Source organism: Klebsiella sp. Q2 (assembly GCF_009900705.1).
Classification (GTDB): Bacteria; Pseudomonadota; Gammaproteobacteria; order Enterobacterales; family Enterobacteriaceae; genus Klebsiella; species Klebsiella quasipneumoniae.
In genome coordinates this window covers 623,774-646,459 of the sequence record NZ_JAAABE010000002.1, presented here as the reverse complement: position 1 = coordinate 646,459, position 22,686 = coordinate 623,774, and the positions used below count along the sequence as shown (strand labels likewise).

18 protein-coding genes are annotated in these 22,686 nt (G+C 56.0%); 6 read left to right on the top strand and 12 right to left on the bottom strand.

Going from position 1 to position 22,686, the window contains the following annotated elements; all coding sequences use genetic code 11:
* Positions 1–6: 6 nt before the first annotated feature.
* The 5 genes from GT756_RS10820 to GT756_RS10800 all read right to left on the bottom strand — a co-directional run bounded on the left by GT756_RS10820 (position 7) and on the right by GT756_RS10800 (position 7,842).
* Complete coding sequence (locus GT756_RS10820) at positions 7–1,476, bottom strand: carboxylesterase (protein ID WP_160124771.1); 1,470 nt, start codon at positions 1,474–1,476, stop codon at positions 7–9.
* Positions 1,477–1,655: 179 nt separating this feature from the next.
* Complete coding sequence (locus GT756_RS10815) at positions 1,656–4,730, bottom strand: efflux RND transporter permease subunit (RefSeq protein WP_160124770.1); 3,075 nt, start codon at positions 4,728–4,730, stop codon at positions 1,656–1,658.
* On the bottom strand, positions 4,727–5,875 hold the full coding sequence (locus GT756_RS10810; RefSeq protein ID WP_043519563.1) for an efflux RND transporter periplasmic adaptor subunit: 1,149 nt from the start codon (positions 5,873–5,875) through the stop codon (positions 4,727–4,729). Before GT756_RS10810 ends, GT756_RS10815 begins: the two co-directional genes overlap by 4 nt.
* 78 nt (positions 5,876–5,953) lie before the next feature.
* Complete coding sequence (locus GT756_RS10805; protein WP_043519564.1) at positions 5,954–7,150, bottom strand: cell wall metabolism sensor histidine kinase WalK; 1,197 nt, start codon at positions 7,148–7,150, stop codon at positions 5,954–5,956.
* Entirely contained in the window at positions 7,147–7,842 is a 696-nt protein-coding gene (locus tag GT756_RS10800; protein ID WP_043519565.1) for a response regulator, read from the bottom strand. The genes GT756_RS10805 and GT756_RS10800 overlap by 4 nt, the downstream gene beginning before the upstream one ends.
* Before the next feature lie 124 nt (positions 7,843–7,966).
* Between GT756_RS10800 and GT756_RS10795 the strand changes: the two genes are divergently transcribed.
* Positions 7,967–8,752, top strand: a complete 786-nt coding sequence (locus GT756_RS10795; RefSeq protein ID WP_004205878.1) for a MipA/OmpV family protein — start codon at positions 7,967–7,969, stop codon at positions 8,750–8,752.
* A gap of 536 nt (positions 8,753–9,288) precedes the next feature.
* Here the strand turns inward: GT756_RS10795 and GT756_RS10790 are convergent.
* The 6 genes from GT756_RS10790 to GT756_RS10765 form a co-directional block, all read right to left on the bottom strand.
* Complete coding sequence (locus GT756_RS10790) at positions 9,289–10,962, bottom strand: ABC transporter ATP-binding protein (protein ID WP_012968222.1); 1,674 nt, start codon at positions 10,960–10,962, stop codon at positions 9,289–9,291.
* Positions 10,959–11,822 (bottom strand): ABC transporter permease, encoded by an 864-nt coding sequence (locus GT756_RS10785; RefSeq protein WP_160124769.1) that lies wholly within the window; start codon positions 11,820–11,822, stop codon positions 10,959–10,961. Before GT756_RS10785 ends, GT756_RS10790 begins: the two co-directional genes overlap by 4 nt.
* The gene (locus tag GT756_RS10780; RefSeq protein WP_160124768.1) at positions 11,815–12,777 is read right to left on the bottom strand and encodes an ABC transporter permease; all 963 of its coding nucleotides are present in this window, start codon (positions 12,775–12,777) and stop codon (positions 11,815–11,817) included. Before GT756_RS10780 ends, GT756_RS10785 begins: the two co-directional genes overlap by 8 nt.
* Positions 12,755–14,365, bottom strand: coding sequence for an ABC transporter substrate-binding protein (locus GT756_RS10775; protein WP_160124767.1), 1,611 nt, complete (start codon positions 14,363–14,365; stop codon positions 12,755–12,757). The genes GT756_RS10780 and GT756_RS10775 overlap by 23 nt, the downstream gene beginning before the upstream one ends.
* 377 nt (positions 14,366–14,742) lie before the next feature.
* A complete protein-coding gene (locus GT756_RS10770) occupies positions 14,743–15,387 on the bottom strand; it encodes a TenA family protein (protein WP_064150037.1) in 645 nt (214 codons plus the stop codon).
* A complete protein-coding gene (locus GT756_RS10765; RefSeq protein ID WP_032740651.1) occupies positions 15,387–16,232 on the bottom strand; it encodes a BtpA/SgcQ family protein in 846 nt (281 codons plus the stop codon). Before GT756_RS10765 ends, GT756_RS10770 begins: the two co-directional genes overlap by 1 nt.
* A gap of 26 nt (positions 16,233–16,258) precedes the next feature.
* On the opposite strand from GT756_RS10765, the gene GT756_RS10760 reads away from it, so the two are divergent.
* The gene (locus GT756_RS10760; protein ID WP_032456053.1) at positions 16,259–17,131 is read left to right on the top strand and encodes a PfkB family carbohydrate kinase; all 873 of its coding nucleotides are present in this window, start codon (positions 16,259–16,261) and stop codon (positions 17,129–17,131) included.
* 1 nt (position 17,132) lies between these two features.
* On the opposite strand, the gene GT756_RS10755 is transcribed toward GT756_RS10760, so the two are convergent.
* A complete protein-coding gene (locus tag GT756_RS10755) occupies positions 17,133–18,086 on the bottom strand; it encodes a substrate-binding domain-containing protein (protein ID WP_049138059.1) in 954 nt (317 codons plus the stop codon).
* Between the two features lie 345 nt (positions 18,087–18,431).
* On the opposite strand from GT756_RS10755, the gene GT756_RS10750 reads away from it, so the two are divergent.
* The 4 genes from GT756_RS10750 to GT756_RS10735 all read left to right on the top strand — a co-directional run bounded on the left by GT756_RS10750 (position 18,432) and on the right by GT756_RS10735 (position 22,684).
* Positions 18,432–19,454, top strand: a complete 1,023-nt coding sequence (locus GT756_RS10750) for a LacI family DNA-binding transcriptional regulator (RefSeq protein WP_160124766.1) — start codon at positions 18,432–18,434, stop codon at positions 19,452–19,454.
* A 380-nt stretch (positions 19,455–19,834) separates the two neighbouring features.
* Positions 19,835–20,581 carry an ATP-binding cassette domain-containing protein gene (locus GT756_RS10745; protein ID WP_074186512.1) on the top strand — a complete coding sequence of 249 codons (747 nt, stop codon included), beginning with the start codon at positions 19,835–19,837 and terminating at the stop codon, positions 20,579–20,581.
* Positions 20,582–20,599: 18 nt separating this feature from the next.
* Positions 20,600–21,601 carry an ABC transporter permease gene (locus GT756_RS10740; protein WP_016161045.1) on the top strand — a complete coding sequence of 334 codons (1,002 nt, stop codon included), beginning with the start codon at positions 20,600–20,602 and terminating at the stop codon, positions 21,599–21,601.
* Positions 21,602–21,604: 3 nt separating this feature from the next.
* Entirely contained in the window at positions 21,605–22,684 is a 1,080-nt protein-coding gene (locus GT756_RS10735) for a phosphotriesterase (protein ID WP_032417129.1), read from the top strand.
* Positions 22,685–22,686 lie beyond the last annotated feature (2 nt).

Here is a 22,686-nt window from a genome sequence, read left to right as displayed (position 1 = left end):
GAAGAGTTATTTCCCGGAGAGAGCCGGGCGAGTGTCGATCCCTTCGTCAATGCGCTTGATCATATAGGGAAAAAACGGATTGGAAGACTGGCGCATCAGCGAGTCCAGGCCCACTACCAGCACAGAACGCTCGCCGCGAGCTGCAAACGTGCCGAGGCTGATCCCGTATTGATTCAGCGGATGGGGATAGCGTCCGTACAGCGAATCGCTCAAGGGGAAGGGAAGCGCGACATGAGAAAGCGAATACACGTCCGGTAAATAATGCAGTCCCTGTAGCTTCTCCACCGTAGTGTCTGTTTTCCTGGCAGGTGTTGTTCGGATCTCCATCTCTGTACTGGCGGAATTGGCGTTAGTGATGATCGTGGTTTGATAAGCTCGCGGCGCTGCGGGCAGCAACCGCGCCAGCGCGGTGTAAGACGTCCGGCGTAATAATGAATTAAACCTGACCGCATGATTTAAATCGAACAGGACAATTTCACTGCCATTATCCGGCAAGCGGTTATACAGCGCCGTCACGATCGCCCGCGTACTGACCGTTGAATCCATGACGGACTGAAAGGTCAATACCGGCGGTAAGCTGTTAAGTTTCTGATTTCTCGCGTCAGCCACTATCTGCTTTTGCAGCGCTTTGGTCAGCAGGAAGGACTGCCGGGCGGCGTTCGTCGGGAAGGAGTTATATTTAAACGGATTAAATTCGGGCATGATGTTTAACCATGCGGCTTTCGAGAAGGCGGGAAGAAACGCGGGCCAGCCCGCGAGGCCGGAAAAACGCGCGAAGCTAGTAATACCGATCATCGGAGAAATCAGGATCACCCGCTGGGGTTTTGCCAGTTCGGCATTATCCAGCGTGTCCAGCGAATACTTCATTGCCAGCGCGCCGCCGTTGGAAAATCCGACGATATGCAGGGGCGCATCTTTACCCGTCAGTCGTTTCGCTTCTCTCACCGCCAGGCGCGTGGCGGCCAGCCAGTCCTGCCAGTCCACGTCGGTCAGCCCGGCGGGAACCGTCCCATGGCCCGGTAATCTGATACCGATGGCGACATAACCCTGTTGGCGGTAATTTTCGGCGATATGCCGCAGGCTGTAGGGCGTATCCGTCAGACCATGCAGCAACACCACGGCACCTTGCGGTTTACCATCCGGCATCATGATGTATGACCGATTCCAGTTGGTGGGAAACGAGTCCGGATAGATAGGGCTGTGACTGTAGTAACGATTCAGGTCGGTTTGCTGCGAAGCGTCCAGCTTATCGGTAACCTGGCGTTTTACCTCACTGAAGAGCGCATTCTCTTTTTTGATGTAATCGTTCCAGTCAGCATTGTCGATTTCATCCGCGTCCATCTCATGCGGAACCCAGGTATGCCAAAGCTGCAGATCGGGCCCGCGCTGAATGTCATAAAGGCGTAGTCCCAGAGCGCCAACGATCAACAGCAGCAGGGACAACACGATACGTTTTAACCAGGTTAGCCATTTCAATGCGTAGCTTCCTTTCTTAATGACATGTTTTCTGAGTATAAATAAACATGGTCAGGGAGATTGACTTTTTATTAGGTTTCCTGTTACCCAGGCGTTGCAGCAGCAGGTGAGCAAGTTCTTTGACTTGCAGCGAATAACCTGGCAGCCCCCCCTGAGACGAGGATACGACGGCACGCCACTCATTTTTCACAAGTCTCGCCTGAGGACGTCATTCTCAGGTGTAACAACAGGCTTAACGATGCAGGTAAAACGGTCAGTGTAACCAGCGTGGCAATCAGTAGCCCCCCAATAATCGCATAGGCCATCGGTCCCCAGAATACCTGATGGGAGATGGGGATCATCCCCAGAATGGCGGCACAGGCAGTCAGGCAGATGGGGCGCGCACGATGCTCTGCGGCCGCAATAATGGCGGCATCGCTTGCCATCCCCTGAGCAAGATTGCTGTCAACCTCGCTAATTAGTATGACGGCGTTACGAATGATCATGCCAGCGAGCGCAATCACGCCAAGCAGAGCGACAAATCCCATCGGTGTTCCGCCAGGTAACATAGCCAGTACGATACCCGGTAAACCAAACGGGGCCATCAGTATAGCCAACGCCATACGGGAATAGTTGCGCAACTGGAGCATCAACAGCAAGAGCATGATGACCAGTGTCACCGGCAGAACCGCATAGACCGAACTATTACCTTTTTCCGATTCAGCAACCGCGCCTCCTTCTTCAATGCTGTAGCCTTCAGGCAGTTCCGCGCGCAACCTGTCTACCGCTGGTCGCAACGCTGCGGATACTGCTTCGGCGCGAAGTCCCGGTGCGAGGTCAGTTTGCACGGTGATGAAAGGCAAACGCTGTCGACGCCAGATCACCGGATCATCCACGCCCCAGACTGGTGTGGCAAAGGCGCTGAGGGGGATTTGTTTACCGTCATTCCCCTGAATAGTCAGCGAAGAGAAGGTGGCGAGGTTAAGACGCTCATTGTCCCTGGCCCGGAGCACTACATCGACAAGGCGGTCATTTTCGCGAACCGACGTGACTATACTGCCGGACCAGACGGTATTGAGCATCCGGGCCAGACTTTCTGACGACACACCCGCAGCCCGGGCGGCGGTCTGATTGACCTTGAGGGTCATGACTCTCTCCGGCTCGCCTGCCGTCTGATTAACCTCGCGGGAAGAGGGAGACCGACCAATGACATCACTCAGGCGATTCGCGATCGACCTGACCTTCAGATAGTCAGGCCCACTCACCCGGTATTTGACTGGCCACCCGACCGGGGGCCCAAGTTCCAGGGGCGATACGCGCGTGATGATGTCGCTAAAGCGCGTAGCCAGTATCCTGTTTAACTGTCGATGAAGACGATCCCGCGCTTTAAGATCTTTAGCCACCACCACCATCTGGGCGATATTTTCATTTGCCAGAAGCACATCCATAGGCAGGTAAAAACGGATCGCTCCCGACCCAACGTATGTCGAAAAGCGCTCAACGTTGCGGTTGCCTGCCAGGGCCTTCTCCAGCTTTTCAACCCTATTTTGCGTTTCCGACTGCGAGGCATTTGCCGGTAGCGTCAGGCTTACCAGCAATTCTGGCCTGTCGGAGGCGGGGAAAAACTCCCCCTGCATAAAGGTTGTTCCGTATACGGACAGACCAAGCACAATGAGGGCAATACACACGGTGGCGAAGCGGTGACGCAACGCCTTGCGCAGTAGCCACTGGTATCCGCGGGCCATCCATCCAGGACCTTTCGCCCTCTGTCTGATGTTGTCAGATAACAGCCACGTGCCGGTTAACGGTGAAAACAGGATCGCGACAACCCATGAGCACAGCAGGGCGATGAGCACCACGGCAAACAGGGAAAAGCAATATTCACCAGCGCTGGACGCAGCAAATCCCACGGGAATAAACCCGGCAATCATCACAAGGGTGCCCGTCAGCATCGGAAATGCGGTCGTTTTAAAAGCCCGGGTAGCCGCCTGCCGGCGGGAATCCCCGGCTTCCAGACCAGAGACCATGGTTTCCACGGTGATCATGGCGTCATCGACCAGCAGGCCCAGCGCGATAATCAATGCGCCGAGAGAAATACGCTGCAGACCTATTCCTGCCAGCATCATTCCCGTAAAGGTCATGGCCAGAACCAGGGGGATGGCCGCAGCCACGACCAGTCCAGCTCGTAAACCCAGTGAGACAAACGAAACGGCCAGGACGATCGCCATGGCTTCGATAAGCACCCGGATAAACCCGCTCACGGCGTCGCTGACCACCGCTGATTGATCGGCAACCTTGACCATCTCAATACCGTGCGGCAGCGTGACGCTGATGGCATGCATTTTTGCATTCAGTGCGGCGCTGAAACGCAGCATATTACCCGTCGGCGCCATCGAGATAGCCAGCCCGATGGCGGGTTTGCCGTTGACCCGATAAACCGGTTGGGGAGGCTCGCCGTTTTCCCGGCTAACGGTGGCAATATCCGTCAGAGGAAGGTAACGATTGTTAATATGCAGCGTGACGGCACGTAAGCTCGCTTCAGATGTCAGCTCCCCGCTGACCTTTATCGCCATATTTTCCTGTCCGGTGCGGATTATACCTGCCGGGACAACCGCATTTTGTGCTCTGAGGGCATCCGCTATCTGCTGGATGTTCAGCCCCATACCTGCCAGACGCGCTGGAGAAAAAGAGAGGACTATCTGTTCCTGCTGCTCACCCAGCAGAGTGGTTTTTCCGATATCCGGTAACGACATGAGTTCCCGGCGAATGGTCTCAACTTGGTCCCGGACCTCCCGCAGGGTATAGCCCTCAGGTATAAAGCCATAAATCGTACCGAACGTGTCATCAAACTCGTCGTCGACGGCGGGGCCCTGAACGCCTTCTGGCAACGACGGGGCAATGTCCTGCATTTTCTTGCGTACCTGATACCAGATATCCGGCACCTTTTCCGGCGGGGTATCGTCACGAAGATTGACATAAATAACGGTTCTCCCGGCACGGGATTCACTTTCGAGATAATCAAGCCAGGGGGTTTCCTGCAGCTTTTTTTCCAGCGTATCGGTCAGCAGTCGGGTGGTATCCGTTACGGATGCCCCGGGCCATTGCGCGGAAACGACAGCCGTTTTAATCGTAAACGCCGGATCTTCATTACGTGGCAGCTTCTCATAACAGAACGCGCCCATAGCAATGATCAGTAGCATGAAAAAACTGACCATCTGTTGATTATTTAGCGCCCAGGCGGAGAGGTTAACTTTCTCATTCAATACTGGTTTCATGATTCGCACTCCCCGGCAATCACCGGCTCGCCGGAGCGTAATTTACTCACGCCGGCGGTAATTACCCGGTCGCCTGGTTCAAGGCCGCCGGAGATAATGACCGAGGTGGCGGTATAGTATGCTGGCACCACCACGCGAAGCTGTGCCTGCGACTGCGGATTAATTACATAAACTGCCGGTTTGTCGCCGACGCGGCTCAGCGCTGAAGCGGGAAGGGCGTATCCATGCGGGCCGGTTGCGGGTAACGTGACGGTGACGCTGGCGCCCAACGCCATTGCCAGCGGCGGGTTTTGCAGAGTAGCCCTGACGCGCCATGTGCGGGTCTGAGGATCGGCCTGCGGGCTGATATCTCTTAGCGCGGCGGACGCTTGCACCGACGGGTCGCTGAGGAGGGACACTCGCAAGCCAGCCTGTTCCTGTGGCGGGATCGCATCGGGTTTCGCGATATCAAACACCACATCGCGGGCTTCGCCGGTCGCCAGCGTCAACACCGACTGCCCCCCACTGACAACCTGCCCCGCAGAGGCGCTTACTTCGGTGATCATGCCGCTTTGCGGCGCAATCAGACGCGTCCAGCCAAGATTTTCCCGGGCATTACGTAACGCGGACTCGCTGTTTTTTAAACGCGCGCGGGCGACAAGCCAGTCCGCGCGGGCGTTATCGAGCTGCGTGCGGGCAATCGCGCCAGTTGGCATAAGCTTTTGCATTCGGCTGACGTTAAGTGCAGCAACCTGAGCAGAGGCTTTGGCTCCTTCATAGTCAGCCTGTGCGCCATCGAGCTGATTCTGACTGGTTGTATTTTCAAGCGTGGCCAGCAGTTGCCCTGCATTCACCCGGTCGCCAATATCGACGCTACGCGTCACTATCCGGCCGCCGGTGCGAAAGCTAAGAATCGTTTCATCGTGCGCATGGATCTCTCCGGTTCTTTCAAGGGCGGGAAGGGTTTGCGCTGAGCCAACGACAACGTAGCGTACCGTTCGAACAGGAACAGTCTTATTACCATGGTTGTCCCCGCATCCGGGCAACAGAAAAATCACCACCGAAAGAATGGTCAGGGGAAGAAAGTGCAGCCAGGAAAGGGTGCGCGCCACGTCGTACAAATGGTGCAGACTGTGGCGGAGGGAGAGTAAAAATTCATCTGACATAACGCCGCTCCATATAGGTTACGGCGTTATTAAATGCGCGCTTAGTCGAGAAAGATTCGACGTTTCGTCAAGGTATTATCAAGAGCGGCTATTTTCCATCTCAGACGACGTCCAGGGTAACAAAATGCTGACTGCGAGTCCGCCGGTTTCAGGTAACGACGCGCTGATACTGCCACCATGGGCCTGACAAATCGCGCGAGCAATCGACAAACCGAGACCGCTGCCGCCGGAGTGGCGGGCACGCGACTGCTCCTCCCGGCTAAAACGGTTGAACATTTCCGGCAGGAACCGGGAGGATACCCCCGGGCCGTCATCGCGAAATTCGAGGCAATATTGCCCGCTGGCGTAGTGCAGCGTGACATCAAGAAAGCCGCCATCACGCCCGTAACGGAGGGCATTTTCCATAAGGATAGTAAACACCTGGCCCATACGGAACGTATCGCCTTTGAAAGGACACGCCTGAGAATGATGAAGCCTGATGGTAAAACGATGTGCATCAGCCTGGGGCATGATCCATGTCACCCGTTCCTTAAGCAGCTCATCCAGACGAAAGGGTTCGTTTTCCAGAACCAGATTCCCGGCATCAGACAGTGAGAGCAGATGAAGTTCATCGGTCAGGCGATTCAGGTGCTGAAGCTGTTTCATTACCATGGCCAGTTGTTCCGGGCTGGCATCAAACACGCCATCCAGCATGCCCTGCAAACGTCCGATAGCGGCAGTCAGTGGGGAGCGAAGCTCATGCGCCATGGCCACATGAGAGGTACGTAACTCTTTTTCATAGCGGGCCAGTTTCCCCGTCATGGTATTAAAGTCACTGGCAAAGCTGACCATTTCAGCCGGCGCATTCCTGATGAGCTCTGCCTGACGGCCAAATTGCCCTTCGGCGACGTCCTTTGCCGCATCACGCAACCGGCTGAACTGCAGCGCCAGTGGCCTGGCATATCTCAACCCCATCACCACAATAAAAGGGATCATGACCAGGACCAGTAACGCCACGGTGACCCAGTCTGCCGAGGCGATGGAGGGTGTTGAATAACTCAACCCCCACCAGGTATCGACGATTTGATGGAAGCGCGCCGGGTCCGCCTGCGGGTTCTGGCTGAGCGCAAGAAACTCTTGTCGGACCGATACCGGCATTCTGCTCATGATCCAGTAATTCTGCACCGCATAACGTAGCCACATACAGGTCGCTATGACAATTACGCTTCCGATGGCCAGCGCTAATATACGTGCGCAAATCCAGCGCCACAGGGAGGAATAGCGGGTTTTTGTCATGGTTGTCTGAACCGGTAACCTACGCCGCGAACGTTAACCAGCACGCCGGAAATACCCGCCGCTTCGAGTTTTTTACGCAGGTTATAAATATGGGTATCCACCACACGCTCCAGGGCTTCACTTTCCGGCAAACAGTGCTCCAGTAAATGCTGGCGGGAAAAAGGTCGTGAAGGAGAGCGCATAAGCGTGGTCAGTAGTGAAAATTCGGTTGGGGTGAGGTCTAACGTCCGCGGTGTGTTGTTCCCGTCGACAATACTCGCCACGATGGCCGTGACATCCACTTCAAGTGATTGCCAGCGAAGGATCTCTTCCTTTGTTTCTTTTTTATTGCTACGGCGCAGTACCGCCTGTACCCGAGCAACAACTTCTCCCGGATGGTAAGGCTTAACAACATAATCATCGGCGCCATAGCGCAAGGCGCCAATACGATCGGGAGTATCGCCCATGGCGGTGACCATGATCACCGGAACATCATTTTTGCGACGCAGGCCAGCCAGGACTTCGGTGCCGTTAAGCCCCGGAAGCATCACATCCAGCAGGATCAGATCGGGTTTCCACCGGTGCGCCATATCCAGCCCGGACAGCCCATCTCCGGTAATGACGACATCGTAATTTTCACGGCGTAAATAGGCTTCGAGCACGCCAGCCGCATCGGCGTCATCTTCAATAATCAGCACTCTTCTGGACAACATCCATTCACCTTGACCGTTTCTTAACACTATCCCGACGATTCATTGATTTTGCCAAAGCATACTGCGCCAACATTTTGTGGCAGCTCCTGCTTCAGGAGAAGCCGGCATCTGTTAGGAGAACAGTATGATAGCGATAAAAAAAGCCCTGTATATGACCGTACCGCTTTTGACGGTCATCACATCCTGCGTACAGGCAAATGATAACGCCTCTTCCGGCTCTTTCACTATCGGGCTGGGAGGGCGCTACGCTCCGCGATATTCAGGTTCAGACAAGCAGGTATGGCAGGTGGTTCCTGTATTGCAGGGTCGTAACGGCGCTTTCTTTATTGATTCGCAGAAAGGGGTAGGGTATGACCTGCAAAACACCAGCGGCTGGTACTTCGAACATACGCTGGGGTACGATCTGGGAAGGAAGGATAAAAACGCCAGCTGGCGGGCAGGGGCAAATAATTTGAAAGGGATGGGAGATATTGATGTTTCCCTGAATACAGCTCTTGCCGTCGGCTGGCAGGCTTTTTCCTGGCTCAGTGTTGAAGGTAAAGCGACGCTGCCTTTAACGGACAGCCAGGGGGTAAGCTACCAGGCATCCTTCACGTTGATTCCCGTACAAACTGGCCAGGACACGTTCGCCATTCAAACGGCGGCCCTGTTTGGCGACAAGCGTTACCTGAATACCTGGTATGGCGTGAATTTGCAGCAGAGCCAGCGCTCAGCTTATAGCCGCTATTCAGCACCGGGGGGATTTTATGGCATAGACAACAGTCTGGTCTGGAGCCACCAGTTTGATGCCCACTGGGGCACGGTTTTGAGTGCTGACTATACCTGGCTTGGGGAGCATGCTAATGAAAGCCCGATCGTGTTACGACGTAACGAGGCGGCACTGACAGCAGCAGTTACCTGGACATTTTAGGGCGGAGAAAGTGCGGCGTGCGGTTTGCCGGGAACGGTTAAAATTGAGTGAGTCAGCATTATCTGGCAGATACGCAACCAGAAGCGAGACCTGATGTTAACCGCGCCGGAAAGCCGGGTGCGGTCAGCGTGTCGCCGTCGGGCGTTCGCCTAATGAACCCAACGACGATCGAGAGCGCCATATGCGTGCCGGAGGAGTTTATGAAAAACGCCATCGCTGTTCCGCGGGAAGTTGTTGGACACGTGGTGCACGGTCGGCATCAGAGTACCGTGAGTGAAAACAGCGCGAGTCATATACAAACGAGTAAGCAGCCGGTGGAGGACAAGATGGAGCCTATGAATTTCATGGGGTAGAGTTGTAACTATGGTTGGGTTACGCGTCCTGATATTCTATTTAACATAATATACATTATGCGCACTCATATTGTGGTGGCTAAGTTGTTAGGTTTTCTCCTGGATAAGTTACTCGTAGATTCAGCATCGATAGATTCTGATGACGGCTCATGCGGCGGAGTTTTTTGGTTTGACGTTTACTGCTCAGTTATATCGCAACGGCGTCTGCCCAACAGCTGATAACAATTGTCGAGTCCACGGGTGGCGTGGCGCCCGAAAAATTTGATCCACACTGCCGCTTTCGACTACCTCGCCGTCTTTCATCACCGCAATACGATGACTCATATGCTGCACCACGCCCAGATCATGAGAGATAAACAGCATTGACAGATGCAAACGGCGTTGCAGCGCTACCAGCAAATCCAACACTTGCGCCTGGGTGGTGACATCCAGCGCCGACACCGGCTCGTCGCAAATCAGAATATCCGGCTCGCAGGCCAGGGCCTGGGCGATGGCGATACGTTGCCGCTGCCCACCGGAAAGCGTGGCCGGACGTCGCGTCAGCAGATCAGGACTTAAACCAACCAGCGCCAGCAACGCCTGCGCACGTGACAACCGGTCCGCGGCTGTGAGCGTCGTATGCAGGCGCAGAGGCTGTTGCAGCAATTGCGCCACGTTATATTGCGGATTAAATGAACCCAGCGGATCCTGCACAATCGTCTGGATACGCGACCGCAACGGCTGCCGCTGACGTTCTGTCAGCCTGCTCCATGGTTGCCCAGCGAGAAGGATCTCGCCCTGTTGCGGTGCCTGCAGCGCCAGCGCCAGTTTGCCTAGCGTGGTCTTCCCGCTACCGGATTCGCCCACAATGCCCAGCGTTTCGCCCTGCGCGACCTCTAACGTCACCTGATTGACGGCCTGCAAGCGACGGCCATCCGGCAGAACATACGCCAGTGATACGTTATCGGCAGCCAGCACGGGTGTGGTGCTGTCAGTACTGATGTTCTCCCGCACTACCGTTTGACCCAGCGGATCGTTTCCTGTTAACCACGTCCCACGCGTACCGGCAGAGGGAATGGCCGCCAGCAGACGGCGGGTATAAGGGTGTTGCGGCGCATGCAGCACCTGTCGCACCTTGCCGCTCTCCACTGCTTTGCCCTGCCGCATCACCACCACACGGTCGGCAATATCCGCCACCACCGATAAATCATGGGTGATCAGCAGCACGCCATGCCCGGCATCCGCCAGGGCCCTGAATACATTCAAAACTTGTTTTTGTACGGTGGCGTCCAGCGCGGTAGTAGGTTCATCGGCAATGAGTAATCGCGGCCCCGCCGCCAGCGCCGACGCGATGAGCGCTCGTTGGCGCAAGCCACCGGAGAGTTCATGTGCGTACTGCGCCATCCGGTTATGCGGATCGGGGATGCCGGTTTGCGTTAACAGCTCCGCCACGCGTTCGCGAACTGCCGCCCCCCGTTCCAGGCGGTGCGTCAACAACGGCTCCGCGACTTCCTGACCAATCCGGCGCAGCGGGTCAAGCGAGGTCAGTGCATCCTGCAAAACAAAACCAATTTCGCGCCCGCGTAGTTGCTGCCAACGGCGGGCATCGCACGCCAGTAAATTCTGCGACAGGCCATCGTGCCCATGCAATATCAGGGACTCGGCGCGAACAGCCGCCCCTGCCCCCGCCAGCCCGACTAGCGTCCGGGCCGTGACGGATTTACCCGAACCGGACTCGCCTACCAAAGCCAGGACTTCACCGGCATGCACGTCAAACGATAAGGCGTTAACCGCCTCAATCAGCCCCTGCGGCGAGGGGAAGCTGACGCTCAGTTGCGCCACCTGTAACAGCGGTTGCTGGAAGGTCTCTGAAGTCATGCGATCCCGCCTTTGGCAATAAGGGTTTGAACACGTCGGCCCAGCAGCGTAATGGCAATCACCGACAGCGCGACAACGCTGGCGGGCAGCAGGCTGACCCATGGGGCGCTATCGAGAAAATTACGTCCCTCAGAGAGCAATGCGCCCCACTCCGCCGTCGGCGGAGTCACCCCAAGTCCAAGGAAACTGAGGGCCGAGGCGGATAATATGGAATACCCTATCCCCACCGTTGCCAGTACCAGCAGCGGGCGCAGCGTATTGGGCACAATATGGCGCAAAATAATCACCATTGGCGGCTCTCCCAACGCCACCGCATGCTGCACATACCCCGATAACCTGACCTGCAACACTTGCGCGCGCACCAGCCTGGCATAGCCAGCAATGCCGGCCAGTCCGACCGCCAGCAGGGTATTCTCTGGCCCACGCCCCAACACCGTGATAGCCAGCAGCGCCAACAGCAAATCGGGGAACGCCAGCATAATGTCCAGTAGCCGTACGAGTAACTGCCGTACCGCCCTGGGCGCAAGACCTGCCAGTGTCCCCAGCACAATACCGCCCGCGCTGGCAATCAGGGTCGCGCCGACCCCAATGCTCAGCGACAGCGAGGTGCCATACACCACGCGGGTAAACACATCACGCCCCAACTGGTCAGTACCGAACCAGTGTCTGAGGTCCGGCGGCTGCAAAATCGCGCTGAAATCCATCTGTTCGGGGGTGTACGGCGTGAATAGCGATGGAAAAAACACCTCCACCACGAGCAGTAGCACCAGTAACAACGGAATGCTGGTACCCGGCGCCAGCCACGGGTTACGATAGCGCCCCCCGTCGCGGCGGGCCACCCGCAGTAAAAGATCACTCATCAGCATGCCCTCGCAGACGTAGACGGGGATCGATCAGTAAATAAAGGGTATCAATCAGCAGGTTAATCACCACAAACAACAGCGCGGAGAACATCACCACCCCCAGCACCAGGGGCATGTCTCGGTTCTCAATCGCACCGAGAGTGATTTGCCCCAGCCCCGCCCGACCAAATACTGTTTCGGTCAGAATTGAGCCGCCTAATACGCTGGCCAGCAGCGTCCCCGTCAGCGTCGACACCGCCAGCGAGGCATGGCGCAACGCATGCCGTAAGCGCAGCGCAGTTTCACTCACCCCTCGCGTACGCACGGTCATGGCGAACGGCTGCGAAAGCGCCTCCTCCAGCCCATCACGCAGCACCTGGCTGAGTGTCGCAGCCAGCGGCAGGCTGAGCGTCACCACCGGCAGCACAAGGGCGATCCAGCCATCGTTACCGGTCACCGGAAACCATTGCAGTTTGAAACTGAAAATGCTCAACAACACGATGCCGATCCAGTACACCGGTGTGCTAAGCAGCATCAGCTCCAACCCGGCAAGCAGAGACCGCAGACGCGGATGACGTCCGGCTGTCAGTAATGCGTTAAATACCGCCAGTACCAGTGCCAGCGCCAGGGCGCTGACGGCCAGCGGCACCGTCTCTTTCAACGCTGCGCTAATCACCTGCACAACAGGCTGGCGATACTGATAACTCACGCCAAGGTTGCCCGTCAGCGCCTCGCCACAGTAGCGCAAATATTGCCACCACAGTGGCTTATCCAGGCCGAACTGGTGGGTCAGTGTCTCGCGAAAACTATCATCCACAACGCTGTTGGCGCTGCCTATCAGAATTGCCACAGGATCGCCGGGGATCAGTTTTACCGCAACAAAGGTCAGCGTTGCCGCACCCCACAGCACGGCGAAAATGGTCAGCAGGCGCTTGCCTGCTGCCAGCAGCTTAGCGTTGGATCCAGACATCATAGAAATTCGGCTTCGCGTTCGTGGCCCAGCTAATGCCCTGCACCTGTTTGGCTTTCCCTAACTGATATGCCGGGATGTAAATTGGCACCGCCCAGGCCTGATCGATAATCTGGTGCTGGATGGCATAGTAGATGCGTTTACGCTCGGCTTCGCTGGCACCGACAGCGGTTTCCAGTTGGCTATCCAGCGCTTTAACGCGGCTGAAGTTGTTCCCCTTCGGCGGAATATAATTGGAATGGAAAACGGTACGCAGGATGTCCGGCTCCGGGCGAACAAAATAGTTCGAGATAATGTCGTACTGGTTAGCCGCCGTGCGGCTGCTGAGAATGCCTGAATCCACCGGATCGAGTTTCAGTTCAAAACCGGCTTGTTTTACCTGGTATTGAATTGCCTGGAACAGCGTCACGTCAGCGGCTTCGACATCGTTTGAAGAATAGGTAAATTGCACAGTAAGGCGTTTACCCTCCTTGACCCGGTAGCCTTCGCTATCGGTTTGCTGCCAGCCGGCTTCATCCAGAAGACGGCGGGCTTTTTGCAGATCAAACCCCCACTGGCTGGCAATGGCCGGATCGTAATCCAGCGTAGCGGGTCCAAGAATATTGTCGGCAGGTTTCAGGATGCCAAAGAACGCGGCTTTAACGGCAGTAGTGCGATCGATGGCGCTCTGGAAGGCCTGCCGCACTTTCAGGTCGCTGAAGATCCCTGTGTCGCTATTCAAATAAAGGACGCGCGGAACGCCGGGGTTTTCCCTGGTGATCACATCCAGCTGCGGGTTATTTTTTACCTGCGCATAATTCACCGGCGGAATGGCATCGATCACCTGTACCTGCCCGCTATTCAGCGCGCCAAGACGTACCGCTGACTCCGGCAGGTACTTAAATTCGATCTTATCCAGCCATGCCGGGCCTTTATGGGTGGCATAGCCCGGACCCCAGTTGTAATCGGCGCGCTTGCTGAGTTTACTCCCGCTGCCTTTGACAAACGATTCGAGGATAAAGGGACCGGAACCGACCACGGTATTGCTGGTATTCGCCGTTTTCTGCAGATAAGCCGGTGACTGAATACCGAGATACGGCAAGCTCAGCCCCTGCAGCAGCGGTGCGAAAGGCGTTTTATAGCGGATCACCACGGTGTACTCATCTGGCGTAGTGATCGCGTCAATCGGCCCCAACAACGATTTGGAGTAACTGGAGGTGGTTTTCGGATCGAGTATGCGTTCAAAGTTATATTTTACCGCCGCAGCATCCAGTTTCGTGCCATCACTAAAAGTCACATCCTTGCGAAGATGGAAGGTGTATTCGCGGTTATTGTTTTTAATTTCCCAGCGTTCCGCCAGCCATGGTGTAAAGCTGTTATCTTCCGCCTGGCCGACCAAAGAATCCACCACGTTACGCGTAACCAGAGCGGTGACGGAATAAGCGGTAATAGAGGGGTCAATAATCGGGGTATCGCTGCCCAGAGCGACCGTCAGCACACCCCCCGCGACAGGTTTATCCTGTGCGTGAGTGGTGAAGCTGGCAGTAAGCGTTAGCGCGGAAAGCAGACTGATGCGCAATAAACTGTTCTGTGAATAAATGCTTCGTTTCATCCCTTTTCCTTGGCCTGGTTTTTGTTAAATATCTGGCAATTAAAGTCCATTGTAGGGGGAGAGCCGCCGTCGAGTAACGATGGATAATTTATATCTATTTCTGAAAATATCTTTTTCTTCAGGTGGGAAGAAAAGAAAAAAGAGAGCCCCGAGCTACAGGCCCGAATAAAATAACATAAATGCTCGCCCTCTATAATTTCTCTCAAAAGAGTCAGAAGGCAGCTAAATTAACCCTCCGACTTTATTAAGATAAAAATGTGAAATAAGAATCGGCATTAACGGTAATGGTAAGTTTCGCCAACAAGACGCAGAACGTCGAGATATAACCCGTATTCAGGAGACGCCGCGTCCGGCGCCCCCTGTGATCCACCTCGCGGCTACTCCTCGTACGCCGCGTGATGGAAATCAATTTCCCACTGCAGCACCTCGCCGTAAAGCGCCGATAACGCCTGCTTTTCGTCTTCACTCAGCGCCATGGCGCAGCGGTCGAGTTCGTTTTTTAGCCAGAGAGCCTGCTGATAAAATTCGTCCTCCGCGTGCATTTCCACCCAGCGTCGTAAATCAGCATCGCTCTGATAATGTTCGCTCGCCCGTCGGCACCAGAAATAGTACATCCATTCCGCACCGAACATCAGGGTCACAATCTGCTCATAGCTGCCCTCGTGGGCGGTCCGCAGCATACAGTCGCGAAAGCGCCGTACCCCGGGCAAATCATCCGGGTACTCAGCGGGATCGATCTGCCGCGCTGACAACACCTGTTCAAACCACGCGATCTGTATATCAACCAGGGCATTCAGCACACCAATCAGCCAGCGCTGCTGTTGAATACCCGGCGCTTTGCTGACCCCGAGGGCAAAAATCGCGATCGCCGTCGCGACAAAGTTGCCCTCAAACACCAGATAGCGGTTGAAGACGACTGTCGGCAGACGATCCTGTTCGATATCAGTCACAAACGGGTGCTGCTGCATCGCCTGCCACGCCGGTTGATGTTCGCGCAGCAGGCGTTCGCTAAACGCTTCCATTAAGCTTCCTCCAGCGCGGCCTGCGCGACCGACATAAAATGTTTCACCCGGGCCAGCTCAACATCGTTCCACCAGACGCCATCGACCTTCATTGTACTGGCCACAATGACCCCCTGAGTCCGCCCGAGGATCTGCATCACGTTAGCCGGTGTCACCCCGGAGCCCACCAGGAGCGGTAGTTCCGTCGCCGCGCGGATCTCGTCAATTTCCGCCATCGTGGCGCTATCGCCCGTACGCTGGCCGGTGGCGATCACCGCGTCAGCCTCGAAGAAATCGACATCGCGCGTCAGTTCCTGAATCGAACGATCGGCGACAATGGCATGGCTACCGTGCTTAACGTGGCTATCGGCAAAAACGCGAATATGTTCAGCGCGCAGCATACTGCGGTAGCGCAGCGCCTTAGCGGCCGCCCCTTCTATAAATCCTTCGTTGGCGATATAGGCGTTGGCCCACTGGTTGACGCGGACGAAATCGGCGCCTCCCGCCAGGGCGATCGCCATTGCCGGGATCGCCGCGTTAGCCAGAACGTTAATGCCCAGCGGCACAGCAAAACGTTCACGAACTTTCTCGGTAATGACCGCCATCAGCGCTGAGGTTTCATGGCCGATATCCTCAGGTTTAGAGAAAGGAATATCGCCATGGTTTTCAATAATCAGACCATGAACACCGCCTGAAATATAATTTTCAGCATCACGAAGCGCACGTTCAACAATATCCGAGACTGATTTTCCTCGATATTTTGGCGAGCCAGGAAATGGGTCGCAATGAATAACACCAATAACAGCCTTGCTTCGTGAAAAAATAGCTTGTATTGCATTCGTTTTTTCTGCTGAGATAGCAACCATCTTATCCATCCTGTTAAGGGAACACTATGCGTGTTTACGTTACTGGTAATATTACCGTAGATGAAACCTGGTCCATTCCGGATATACCGAAAAAAGGAGCCTCCATTCACGGCGTTAAAGTGTCGCAGGATATCGGCGGTAAAGGCGCGAACCAGGCGATTATATTATCCCGCTGCGGAATAGAGACGCGTTTAATTGCCGCCACGGGAAATGACAGCAACGGCGCGTGGATCCGCCAGCAGATAAAAAATGAACCACTGACGCTACTACCCGACGGCCATTTCAATCAACATAGCGATACCTCGATTATTTTAAATAGCGCTGATGGCGACAACGCCATCATTACCACTACGGCGGCGGCCGATACATTCAGCCTGGATGAAATTATTCCGCATATGGCGGATGCCGTCGCTGGCGATATTCTGCTACAGCAGGGCAATTTCTCCCTCGATAAAACGCGGGCGCTGTTCCAGTACGCCAGAAGCCGCGGCATGACGACGGTATTCAACCCCTCACCTGTCAATCCTGACTTTTGCCATCTGTGGCCACTCATCGACATCGCTGTGGTCAATGAATCCGAGGCCGAGCTGCTCCAGCCATACGGGGTGAAAACCTTAGTGATTACCCAGGGTGCCGCAGGCGCCTGGCTGGTCCAGGAGGGCCAGCGTCAGTTTTGTCCCGCCGTGCCCGCCGAGGCGCTTGATACTACCGGCGCGGGCGACACGTTCCTCGCCGTCATGTTGGCTTCCGCCCTGCTGCGCGGCGTCGCGCCGGATGCGCTGGCGCTGGCGCACGCCAGTCGCGCTGCCGCCATTACCGTTAGCCGCCGGGGAACGCTCAGCGCGTTTCCCGGCAGCCATGAGCTCGCCGCCCTGTTAACCACGGGCGGCGCGCGCTGACCTACTTAAACAGTGGACGGTATGAATCGACGTTCGCTTTGGTTACCACCGTCGCCGGAACCAGAATGGTTTTCGGCACGGTTTTACCCGACGTGATGCTGTTCAGCGCATTCAGGGCTTCTGCGCCCATCTTTTCCGGGTCCTGCTGCAGTACGGCGGTGACGTAGCCGCCGTCAATACCGGAAATCGCCTTCGCCGTCAGATCCCAGCCAAAGACTTTAATATCCTTCTGCCGCCCCTGGTTTTCCACGGCGGCGATAGCGCCGAGCAGCGCGGGTTCGCCGGTGGCATAAATCGCTGTCAGATCCGGATTACCGGTGATCAGGTTTTCCGCCGCGGTCATCGCTTTATCCTGCACATTCTGCCCGTCGACCACGTTAGCGATAGTAATCTTCGGATTGCTTTTCAGCGTATCTTCGAACCCTTTCTGCCGCTGGTTCTGAATGGCCGAATTCAGCGCACCGACAATACCCAGTCGCGCCTGGCCGCCCATCTCTTTCTGCACGTAGTCTACGAAGTATTGACCAATAATTCTGCCGCCTTCAATATTATCAACGCCGACCTGAGCTGCCTGTGGCCCGGCCGGTAATACGGCATCAATCGCAATCACCGGAATGTTTGCGGCGGCGGCTTCTTTAACCGCTGGCATGATCCCGTTAACGTCGATAGCAGCAACCAGAATGCCTTTAACGCCTTGCTGAATATAGTTTTCTATCGCGTCGTTTTGCGCCACGGGATTATCGTTAGAGTTAAAAATAACTAAATCCTTGCCACTGGCTTTGGCCGCATCCTGTGCGCCTTTATTCATCAGATTAAAGAACAGCGCCTGTTGGTTGATTTGTACCAGCGCATAAGTCGGACCGGCAGCGCTGGCGGCAGAAATAAAACTCATTGATGCCAGCATGGTCGTGGCGACAGCAAGGAAACGCAGTTTTCCGGTGTGAAATAACATCATCAGTATCCTCGTCGGGAATAGTTGATAGCCAGCAGAGTTCCGCGCCGCATGCGAACGCAGAAGGATTATTTTTTTGGCGGGCAAATATCGTCTATATCGCCAGAACAATCATTGAACGTTCGGCGGATACCTGCTTAATGTCATCCCGGCAACCGGTCCGTGTCGGTGCGCGACTGGAATAACTTAAACGGGGTTGGGAATGACTTCCCGGATGATGCGGTAAACTGCCTATACAATTCTCTGCTGATTAAAATTTGTCAAGCATTTATTTTTGGTGATTGTTCGCAGAGAAATTGCTGTATCCACCGCGCTTAACTATGTTACAGATAGCCGATTCTGGCAGAAATGGCGCAGGAAATGAGTATAAAACGCGTATTGTTATCCGATGTGGCAAAGCTGGCGGGGCTGTCGAAGGCGACCCTGTCGCGCTATATGAACAACAGTATTGTGCTGCCGCAGGACACCATCGACCGCATCGAAACCGCCATTCGCGAACTGGACTATCGCGGCAATAGCCTGGCACGTCGTCTTAGCAAAGGCGGCAGCGAAACGCTTGGCCTGGTGCTTCCCGATATTACCAACCCCTTCTTTGCCGAACTGGCCGACGCTGCCGAAGAGGCTGCTTCTGCCAGCGGCTACAGCCTGGTGCTGTGTATCACCCGCAACAACCCGGAAAAAGAGTGCCAGTTCATTCGCTGGCTGGATACCTGCCAGGTCGACGGTCTGCTGTTCACCACCAACCGCCCCGATAATGGCCTGCTGCGCAAGGAAGTCCAGCGTCACGAACGCATTGTCCTGCTGGATGAAGATATTCCCGGCAGTAAGGTACCGAAAGTGTTTGCCGATAACGTCCAGGGCGGGCGGATCGCCACCGAAAAACTGATCGCCGCCGGGCATCGCCATATCGCTTTCGTCGGTGGCCCGGACAAGCTGATGAGCGTCCGTGAGCGCTATCAGGGCTTTTGCACCGCGATGGAGCAAGCGGGCCTGAGCTGGCCGCCCGAATGGGTGATGTATGGCGACTACCAGCGCGAGTTTGGCCAGCAGGCGCTGCGGTACCTGTTCAGCCAACCGGTTCGCCCCACCGCCGTCTTCGCGGCCAGCGACTATCTGGTGCTCGGCCTGCTCGATGGCTTGCGCGCCAGCGGGCTCCAGGCGCCGGAGGCGCTTTCGTTAGTCGGCTTCGATGACGCCAACTACGCCGATTTTACCCAGCCGCGGATCTCCACTATCCGTCAGCCCGCCCGCGAACTGGGCCGTACCGCGGTGAACATCATGATGCGCCTGCTAAACGACAATCCGGATATCCCTGCGGAAACCCGCCTGCCGGTTGAATGGATTGGCCGCGACTCGATCAAGATCTGTTAAGCCCGTTCCAAAATGGCGCAAAAGCGCCCGCTTTTGGCGCAAAAAACGATCAATTAACAATTTATTCACTATAATCAGTAAACCGGTTTACCGGATTTTATTCAATTAAGTGTATTGAATACATAAGGTTAAGTTACAGGGCTGCTGTGTGGTTCCTGCCCTGGCACGGATGCTGCAACGTTCTTACTGGCGAACAAATATCTTACATAGCGTTTGTCCTGACTGTACTGGCGAGGGCTCTATTCCGCAGGTAAACCGGTTTACTAGATTGTAAACCGTGTCGGATAGAGTCCCTCCCGCAGGATGGCGAACATTTTCCCGGCCACAGCGATGGGAGTTATCAGATGCAGCAGCCACAAACTACCCCGCCAAGGGTAGAGATGATCAATATCACCAAGACCTACGGGTCGATACGCTCATTGCGCGGAGTCAACCTTGAGCTGGCCCCGGGCGAAGTGCTGGGCTTAGTGGGCGATAACGGTGCGGGGAAATCCACCCTGACCAAAGTGCTCTCTGGCGCGGTGATCCCCTCCAGCGGCACGATTCGTATCGACGGTGAACAGCAACAGTTTACGAATCCGGCCGATTCGCGCCGTTGCCATATCGAGATGGTCTACCAGGATCTGTCGCTCTGCGACACGGTCGACGTCGCGGGCAATCTGTTTATGGGCCGTGAGCCGATGAAATCGGTCCTCGGCATCCCCTTTCTCGACGAGGCCAAAATGCACGCCGATGCCAGAGAGATGCTTAAAGGGCTCGGGATCTCCATTCCGGATACTCACCTGCTGGTGCGAAATCTCTCCGGCGGCCAGCGCCAGGCTATAGCCATCGCCCGCGCCGCGGCCTTTGACCCGAAAGTGCTGATTATGGATGAACCCACCGCCGCGCTGGCCGTCGCGGAAGTTGAAGCGGTTCTGGAGCTCATTCGCCGCGTTTCCGCTCGCGGGGTGAGCGTGATTCTGATTACCCACCGCCTGCAGGACCTGTTCCTGGTCTGCGACCGGATCATGGTGATGTATGAGGGTACGAACGTCGCCGACAGACGGGTGTCCGACACCAGCCTGAGCGATATCGTTAACCTGATTGTGGGCGAAAAATTCACCGCCCGCTCTGCGGCAGCACATTAAGGTAACAGGATGAGTATCATGAACTTAAGCAGCTCCCGCATGATCCAGCATTCGCTGCCGCGCCGCCTGCTGCATAACCACTCAGGCGTGGTCAGCATCGCGCTCTTTTTCGTCTTCTGCTGTGTGGTGTTTTCGCTGATCACCAGCAACTTTCTCACCGGCACCAACTGGCTCAACATTATCCGTCAGAGCGCCCCACTGCTGATCGTCGCGACGGCTATGACTCTGGTCATTACCACCGGCGGTATCGATCTGTCGGTAGGCTCCACCCTGGCGCTGGTCGGCGCACTCTCCGCTATCGCTCTGAATAACTGGGGGCTGCCGTGGCCGGTGGTACTCCTCGGCGGCCTGCTGCTCGGCGGATTCGTTGGCGCCATCAACGGCTTCTTTATTGCCTATGAAGGCATTCCGGCGTTCATCGTCACGCTCGCCACCCTGGCCGTAGTTCGCGGCATCGCGCTGCTGGTCACCCAGGGCTACTCGATTCCGGTACCGGCTGACAGCCTGTTTACCTTTATCGGACGCGCGTGGGTAGTTGGTATCCCCATGCCCGCGCTGATCGGCATGATGATACTGGTGATCGGGCATATCGTTCTCAACCATATGCGCTTTGGCCGCTACGTGACCGCTATCGGCGCCAACGCCGAAGGCGCGCGGCGCAGCGGCATTAACACCAAAGCGGTGACCATGAAGGTCTATATCATCAGCGGAATGGCCGCCGCGCTGGCGGGGATGATCATTACCGCACGCCTCGGCAGCGGCTCTTCCAACCAAGGCGAAGGCTTTGAACTGCAGGTCATTGCTGCCGTTGTGCTAGGCAGCACCAGTCTGTTTGGCGGCTTCGGGACTATTATTGGCACGCTGCTGGGCGCGCTGTCGATTGCGGTCATTCAGAACGGGCTGATCCTGTCGCATATTTCGCCGTTTTACACCCAGATAGCCACCGGCACCATTATCCTGCTGGCTATCTGGCTGAACACCCGCATTCTCAACCCGACGCGCTCCGCGGCAAAAGGATAGCTGATGAAAGGATCAATTTTTCGCCATCCCTCCCCGCTGCCGGTTGGCGTCAGCAGCGGTTATGTAATGACTGTGCTTGGCCCACTACCGATTAACGAAATGGGCGTTACTCTGATGCATGAGCATATTCTGCTGGATGCCTCCGGCAAATGGGTGCCACCCTGCTGCTGCAGCGATCGCCATCTTGCCGAAATGCCGGTGAAAATGGAAAACCTTGGCGAACTGTCGCTTAACCCGCTGATGAGCCGCGATAACTGTCAGCTGTTTGATGTCGACGTTGCGATTGACGAGCTGACTAAATATCGAGCCCTTGGCGGAGAAACGGTGGTCGACCCGACCAATATCGGCATTGGCCGCGATCCGAAAGCGCTGGCGCGCATCGCGCGTCTGACCGGTCTGAACATCATTATGGGTACCGGGCTCTATCTGGAAGCTTCGCACCCTGAGTGGGTAAAAATCAGCAGCGTCGAACAGCTGACCGAACGGCTGATTTACGATCTTGGCGGCGCGGAGGAGAAACCGGAGGTGCTCGCCGGGCTCATCGGCGAAATCGGTATCTCCAGCCGCTTTACGCCGGATGAGGAGAAATCCCTGCGCGCTGCGGGTCGGGCCAGCGCCGCGACCGGCGTGCCGATCGAGGTCCATCTGCCCGGCTGGGAGCGGCTGGGCCATCGGGTGCTGGATATTCTCGAGCAGGAAGGCGCCGATTTACGCCATACCGTGCTGTGCCATATGAATCCCAGCTTTGCCGATAAGCGCTACCAGCGCGAACTGGCACAGCGCGGGGCGTTTCTCGAATACGACATGATCGGCATGAGCTATTACTACGCCGACGAGTCGGCGCAGTCGCCCTCCGACGAGGAGAACGCCCGCGCGATCCGCGAGCTGATTGACGACGGCTACATCCAGCAAATTCTGCTGTCGCAGGACGTCTTCCTGAAAACCATGCTCACCCGCTACGGCGGCCACGGTTATGGCTACATACTCAAGCATTTTGTTCCGCGTCTGCGGCGCCACGGCGTCAGCGGCGAACAACTTGAAACCTTAATGATTGGAAACCCCCAGCGGGTCTTTGGCGGATAAAA